This window comes from Citrobacter sp. wls826 (assembly GCF_005281245.1).
Taxonomy (GTDB): domain Bacteria; phylum Pseudomonadota; class Gammaproteobacteria; order Enterobacterales; family Enterobacteriaceae; genus Citrobacter; species Citrobacter braakii.
In genome coordinates this window covers 247498-253714 of sequence record NZ_SZWS01000018.1, presented here as the reverse complement: position 1 = coordinate 253714, position 6217 = coordinate 247498, and the positions used below count along the sequence as shown (strand labels likewise).

Here is a 6217-nt window from a genome sequence, read left to right as displayed (position 1 = left end):
CACGGCGCGGGAACTCCGCGCCGCAAAGACGTTATGGAGCGTTACGTGCTTAAGGACTCGCTTTCTTCCGTCAGCATCCTGACGGGTCTTTCTCTTTTGCTGGTTGCTCTGATGCTCTTCGGTGCCAGCCAGGGGGCGCTGAACATTAGCTTCAGCGCTCTGTTCAACGACGAATATCGTGATATCTGGTTAAACATCCGCCTGCCTCGCGTGCTGCTGGCCGTTTTGGTCGGTGCTGCGCTGGCGACGGCAGGGGTCATCATGCAGGGACTTTTTCGCAATCCGATGGCCGATCCTGGCCTGCTTGGCGTCAGCAGCGGCTCCGCGCTGATGGTCGGCATCGCGATAGTTATCCCATTTTCGTTCCCCGTAGTGCTGGTGCTGTATGAGCAGATGATTTTTGCCGTCGCAGGCAGCATGGTGGTCTGCACGATTATTTTCCTGATAAGCCAGCGTCATAACCACGGTGGAATGATGCAACTGCTGTTAGCCGGTATCGCTATCAATGCCCTGTGCGGTTCGGCTATTGGCGTACTGAGCTATGTGGGCGACGAGCAGCAGCTACGTCAACTTACATTGTGGATGATGGGTAATCTCGGCCAGGCCCAGTGGCCAACGCTGTTGGTTGCCAGCACGTTTGTTCTTCCAGCCATTGTTGTAACCATCTGCATGGCGGGAACGCTTAATTTACTGCAGTTGGGTGATGAAGAGGCGCATTACCTCGGCGTAAACGTCAAACGTAAGCGTCAGCAGTTACTGTTGCTCAGTTCGCTCCTGGTTGGCGCTGCGGTTTCCGTCAGCGGCGTAATTGGTTTTATTGGCCTGGTGATCCCACATCTGATCAGAATGACGACCGGCGCCGATCATCGCTGGTTGATTCCCTGCTCTACGCTGGCCGGTGCCTGTTTACTCCTGATTGCCGACACGTTGGCCCGCACACTTGTTCAGCCAGCCGAAATGCCCGTTGGCCTGTTAACCAGCCTGATCGGGGGACCGTATTTCCTGTGGTTAATACTGCGTAGCCGGAGGGTGTCATGATCGTCGCTGAAAATCTGGTCTACCACATTCAGGGAAGACGACTGACCGACGACGTTTCCCTGACGCTACCTGATGGAGAGATCATCGCGATTCTTGGCCCGAACGGAGCCGGGAAATCGACGCTGCTACGCCAGCTTACGGGATATCTGCAGCCCCACAGTGGGCGTTGTAGCATGTTTGGCAAGCCGCTGGACAAGTGGTCTATCACCGAGCTGGCAAAAACCCGTGCCGTGATGCGCCAGAATAGTCATATGGCCTTCCCGTTTAGCGTTCAGGAGGTCATTCGCATGGGCAGACATCCGTATCGTACGCGCAACACGGGCGATGAAACGGAGTACATCATGGCATTGTGTGATTGCCAGACGCTGGCCGCACGCGATTACCGGCATCTGTCGGGAGGAGAACAACAACGGGTACAGCTGGCGCGCCTGCTGGTTCAGCTTTGGGAGCCCGAGCCTGGGCCGAAATGGTTGTTTCTGGATGAACCCACCTCCGCGCTGGATATTCACCACCAGCAGCACCTTTTTCGTCTGCTACGTCGTCTGGTGCGTGAACGGCAGCTTAACGTCTGCTGCGTCCTGCACGATCTCAACCTCGCGGCGCGCTATGCCGACCGTGTGGTATTGATGGAACGCGGCAGGATAGTTGATAACGGATATCCGCAGGATGTCCTGAAGCAACGGTCGCTGAACGCGCTGTACGGTGCCGATCTCACGGTCATAAATGAACCGGAGCATCGAACGCCGATTATCGTCCTCAATCAATAACAGACCGGGAACCCCTGACGTGGCGTTCCCGTTTTTCTCCCTTTACACCCTTTTTTCACCTTTTCTAAAAACGCCCTTGACCTTCCCCTTGCTGGAAGGTTTAACCTTTATCACAGTCAGTTAATCCTGCAAAAAAGGAGTTGGTTATGTCTCAAACAATCGATCTAACCCTGGACGGCCTGTCCTGTGGTCACTGCGTAAAACGCGTTAAAGAAAGTCTGGAACAACGTCCGGACGTTGAGCAAGCGGATGTCACCGTGACAGAAGCGCATGTTACCGGGAGCGCCAGCGCAGAAGCGCTGATTGAAACCATTAAACAAGCCGGTTACGGCGCGGAGTTAAGCCACCCAAAGGCTAAACCGCTGACGGAGTCATCAATCCCGTCGGAAGCACTGGCAGCGGTCCCTTCCGAGCTTCCGGCAGCTACGGCTGATGATGACAGCCAACAGTTGCTGTTAAACGGCATGAGCTGCGCCAGTTGTGTGACCCGCGTACAAAATGCATTGCAAAGTGTACCGGGCGTCACGCAGGCACGGGTAAACCTGGCGGAACGCACTGCGCTGGTAATGGGCAGTGCCTCCGCCGCAGATTTAGTACAGGCGGTTGAAAAAGCGGGCTACGGCGCAGAAGCGATTGAAGATGATGCTAAGCGTCGCGAACGTCAGCAAGAAACCGCCGTGGCAACCATGAAACGTTTTCGCTGGCAGGCAGCCGTCGCGCTGCTCCTGGGTATCCCGGTCATGGTATGGGGCATGATTGGCGACAACATGATGGTGAGCGACGACAACCGCAGCCTGTGGCTGATGATTGGTCTGGCAACGCTTGCCGTGATGGTTTTCGCGGGCGGTCACTTTTACCGCAATGCGTGGAAAAGTCTGATGAACGGCACCGCGACCATGGATACGCTGGTGGCGCTGGGTACGGGGGTGGCATGGCTCTATTCCATGAGCGTCAACCTCTGGCCACAATGGTTCCCGATGGAAGCGCGACACCTCTATTATGAAGCCAGTGCCATGATTATCGGTCTGATTAACCTCGGACACATGCTGGAAGCGCGGGCTCGCCAACGCTCGTCTAAAGCACTGGAAAAACTGCTCGATCTGACACCGCCGACCGCACGCGTCGTCACTGACGAAGGTGAAAAGAACGTGCCGCTGGCAGAGGTGCAGGCTGGAATGTTGCTGCGCCTGACCACCGGTGACCGCGTTCCGGTTGATGGCGAAATCACTCAGGGTGAAGCCTGGCTGGATGAGGCCATGCTGACCGGGGAACCGATTCCACAGCAAAAAGGCGCAGGCGATAGCGTCCACGCCGGTACGGTCGTACAGGACGGTAGCGTGCTGTTCCGCGCCAGCGCTGTTGGCAGTCACACCACGCTGTCGCGCATTATTCGTATGGTGCGCCAGGCGCAAAGCAGCAAACCGGAGATTGGCAAACTGGCCGACCGCATCTCGTCGGTGTTCGTTCCGGTCGTGGTCGCCATTGCGCTGGTCAGTGCGGCTATCTGGTATTTCTTTGGACCGGCACCGCAGATTGTCTATACGCTGGTAATCGCCACCACCGTCCTGATTATTGCCTGCCCTTGTGCGCTGGGTCTGGCAACGCCGATGTCGATTATTTCCGGCGTCGGGCGTGCCGCTGAATTTGGGGTGCTGGTACGTGATGCCGATGCGCTGCAGCGCGCCAGCACGCTCGATACCATCGTGTTTGATAAAACCGGGACGCTAACTGAAGGCAAACCACAGGTTGTCGCCATCAAAACGTTTGGCAATACCGACGAAGCGCTGGCAATTCGTCTGGCAGCGGCCCTTGAACAGGGTTCCAGCCACCCGTTAGCCAGGGCGATTTTGGACAAAGCAGGTGATGTCACGCTGCCGCAGGTCAACGGTTTCCGTACGCTGCGCGGTTTAGGCGTCAGTGGCGAAACGGAAGGTCATTCGCTGCTGCTGGGAAACCAGGCGCTGCTCAATGAACAGCAGGTAGATACCACTAAAATGGAGGCTGAAATCACCGCTCAGGCTTCCCAAGGCTCAACCCCAGTACTGTTAGCGATTGACGGTAAAGCGGCAGCGCTGTTAGCGGTACGTGATCCTCTGCGTAGCGACAGCGTGGCAGCACTCCAGCGTCTGCACCGCGCCGGGTATCGTCTGGTGATGCTCACCGGCGACAACCCAACGACCGCCAACGCCATTGCCAAAGAGGCGGGTATTGATGAGGTGATTGCTGGCGTTCTGCCTGACGGTAAAGCCGAGGCAATTAAACGTCTGCAGAGCCAGGGGCGTCAGGTTGCCATGGTCGGTGACGGTATCAACGATGCGCCTGCACTGGCTCAGGCTGACGTAGGGATTGCCATGGGTGGCGGCAGCGATGTGGCGATTGAAACCGCCGCGATTACGCTGATGCGCCATAGCCTGATGGGCGTTGCCGATGCGCTGTCTATCTCCCGGGCAACGCTGCGCAATATGAAGCAGAACCTGCTCGGCGCGTTTATCTATAACAGCATCGGTATCCCCGTTGCCGCCGGGATTTTGTGGCCGTTCACCGGAACACTGCTCAACCCGGTCGTTGCCGGGGCGGCGATGGCGCTCTCCTCCATTACCGTGGTGAGCAACGCTAATCGACTGCTGCGCTTCAAACCTAAAGAGTAAGCCTTTACCGGATGGCGCTCTGAACGGAGCCCCAAATCATTCGCGTTGCCTCAAGGCGGCAAGTATAAAAACCCCAGGAGCATAGCCAACTATGTGACTGGGGTTTTTGCTCGCTGCCAATAAAGAGGCTGAGCGAATGATGAAGTGTATTTGCACCTTCCAGGACCACGCGCTAGCATGGAAGTCTACTTAGGGAGGCCGTATGGATCTGTTGTACCGGGTAAAATCATTTTTCACCGCGCTACGCGGCAACCACTATACCTGGCCTGCCATCGACATCTCCTTGCCCGGAAACCGCCATTTTCATCTGATTGGCAGTATTCACATGGGCAGCCGCGATATGGCGCCTCTGCCTGCCAAATTACTCAAAAAGCTCCAGCGTGCCGATGCGCTCATTGTCGAAGCCGATGTTTCCGGCGACGACGCGCCGTTTGCCAACCTTCCGACCTTTGCCGCACTGGAAGAGCGCATCAGCCCAGAGCTGCTAGATAATTTGCACAAAGTCACCGACGAGCTGGGTATTTCCCCTTCCCTGCTGTCTACCCAGCCGCTGTGGCAAATCGCCATGGTTTTGCAGGCAACGCAGGCGCAGCAGTTGGGGTTGCGGGCAGAATACGGCATTGATTACCAACTTCTGAATGCGGCAAAACAGGTGCATAAACCCATAATCGAGCTGGAAGGCGCATCCAGCCAAATCGAGCTGTTGTGTCAGTTACCCGATAACGGACTGGCTCTGCTGGACGATACCCTGACGCACTGGCATACCAATGCCAGACTGCTACAACAGATGATGGGCTGGTGGCTTAAAACGCCGCCACGCAATAGCGAACTCAATCTACCCAATACTTTTAGCCAGTCGCTGTATGACGTTTTGATGCATCAGCGTAATGCGGCCTGGCGCGATCGACTCAGGGCGATGCCCGCCGGTCACTATGTCGTGGCCGTTGGTGCGCTGCATTTGTATGGAGAAGGAAATTTGCCGGAGATGTTACGGTAAAAAAATGGCCAATATTGCTATTGGCCCGTCAAAGAGGAATTTCATCATTATTATGATCCCGACGCTTAAAGCATCGGTGTAGTTCGATTGTCGCTCAAAGTCATCATCCTGCCAACACTATTGCGCAAGATGGTACTATTTTTTAGACAGACATCAGGCGTATGCTTGTGTCGTATTTTGTCTGGGCCAGGAAAATTGCTATGACACCCGCCGTTAAATTACTCGAAAAAAACAAAATTTCTTTCCAGATCCACACCTACGATCACGATCCGTCCGAGACGAACTTTGGTGACGAAGTGGTACGCAAGTTAGGTCTGAATGCGGACCAGGTCTACAAAACGCTACTGGTTGCCGTGAATGGCGATATGAAGCACCTGGCGGTTGCCGTTACGCCGGTAGCCGGTCAACTGGATCTCAAAAAGGTCGCCAGGGCGTTGGGAGCCAAAAAGGTCGATATGGCCGATCCGATGATCGCGCAGCGAACCACCGGGTATCTGGTAGGCGGCATCAGCCCGCTGGGGCAGAAAAAAAGATTGCCGACGCTCATCGACGCTCCCGCCCAGACGTTTGACACCATTTATGTGTCCGGCGGCAAACGCGGGCTGGATATTGAACTGGCAGCGGGCGATTTAGCGAAAATTCTGGATGCGAAATTCGCCGATATCGCACGCCGTGATTAATTGTCTTTTGCCCGGTGATACGGCGATTGAGCCTACTGCGATTACAGGGTGTGATTGGTGAAGACAGTTTGGACTCGGCCAGCGTGC

The 6217-nt window shown here is 55.8% G+C and carries 5 protein-coding genes; all 5 read left to right on the top strand.

Going from position 1 to position 6217, the window contains the following annotated elements:
- The first annotated feature begins 45 nt into the window (after positions 1–45).
- The 5 genes from FDW87_RS03880 to ybaK all read left to right on the top strand — a co-directional run bounded on the left by FDW87_RS03880 (position 46) and on the right by ybaK (position 6130).
- Complete coding sequence (locus FDW87_RS03880) at positions 46–1038, top strand: iron ABC transporter permease (RefSeq protein ID WP_016152096.1); 993 nt, start codon at positions 46–48, stop codon at positions 1036–1038.
- Entirely contained in the window at positions 1035–1805 is a 771-nt protein-coding gene (locus FDW87_RS03875; RefSeq protein ID WP_103765964.1) for a heme ABC transporter ATP-binding protein, read from the top strand. The genes FDW87_RS03880 and FDW87_RS03875 overlap by 4 nt, the downstream gene beginning before the upstream one ends.
- Positions 1806–1951: 146 nt before the next feature.
- Positions 1952–4453 (top strand): copper-exporting P-type ATPase CopA, encoded by a 2502-nt coding sequence (gene copA / locus FDW87_RS03870; RefSeq protein ID WP_019076186.1) that lies wholly within the window; start codon positions 1952–1954, stop codon positions 4451–4453.
- A gap of 202 nt (positions 4454–4655) precedes the next feature.
- Entirely contained in the window at positions 4656–5450 is a 795-nt protein-coding gene (locus tag FDW87_RS03865) for a TraB/GumN family protein (protein WP_019076185.1), read from the top strand.
- Positions 5451–5650: 200 nt separating this feature from the next.
- A complete protein-coding gene (gene ybaK / locus FDW87_RS03860; protein WP_016152092.1) occupies positions 5651–6130 on the top strand; it encodes a Cys-tRNA(Pro)/Cys-tRNA(Cys) deacylase YbaK in 480 nt (159 codons plus the stop codon).
- The last annotated feature ends 87 nt before the right edge of the window (positions 6131–6217 follow it).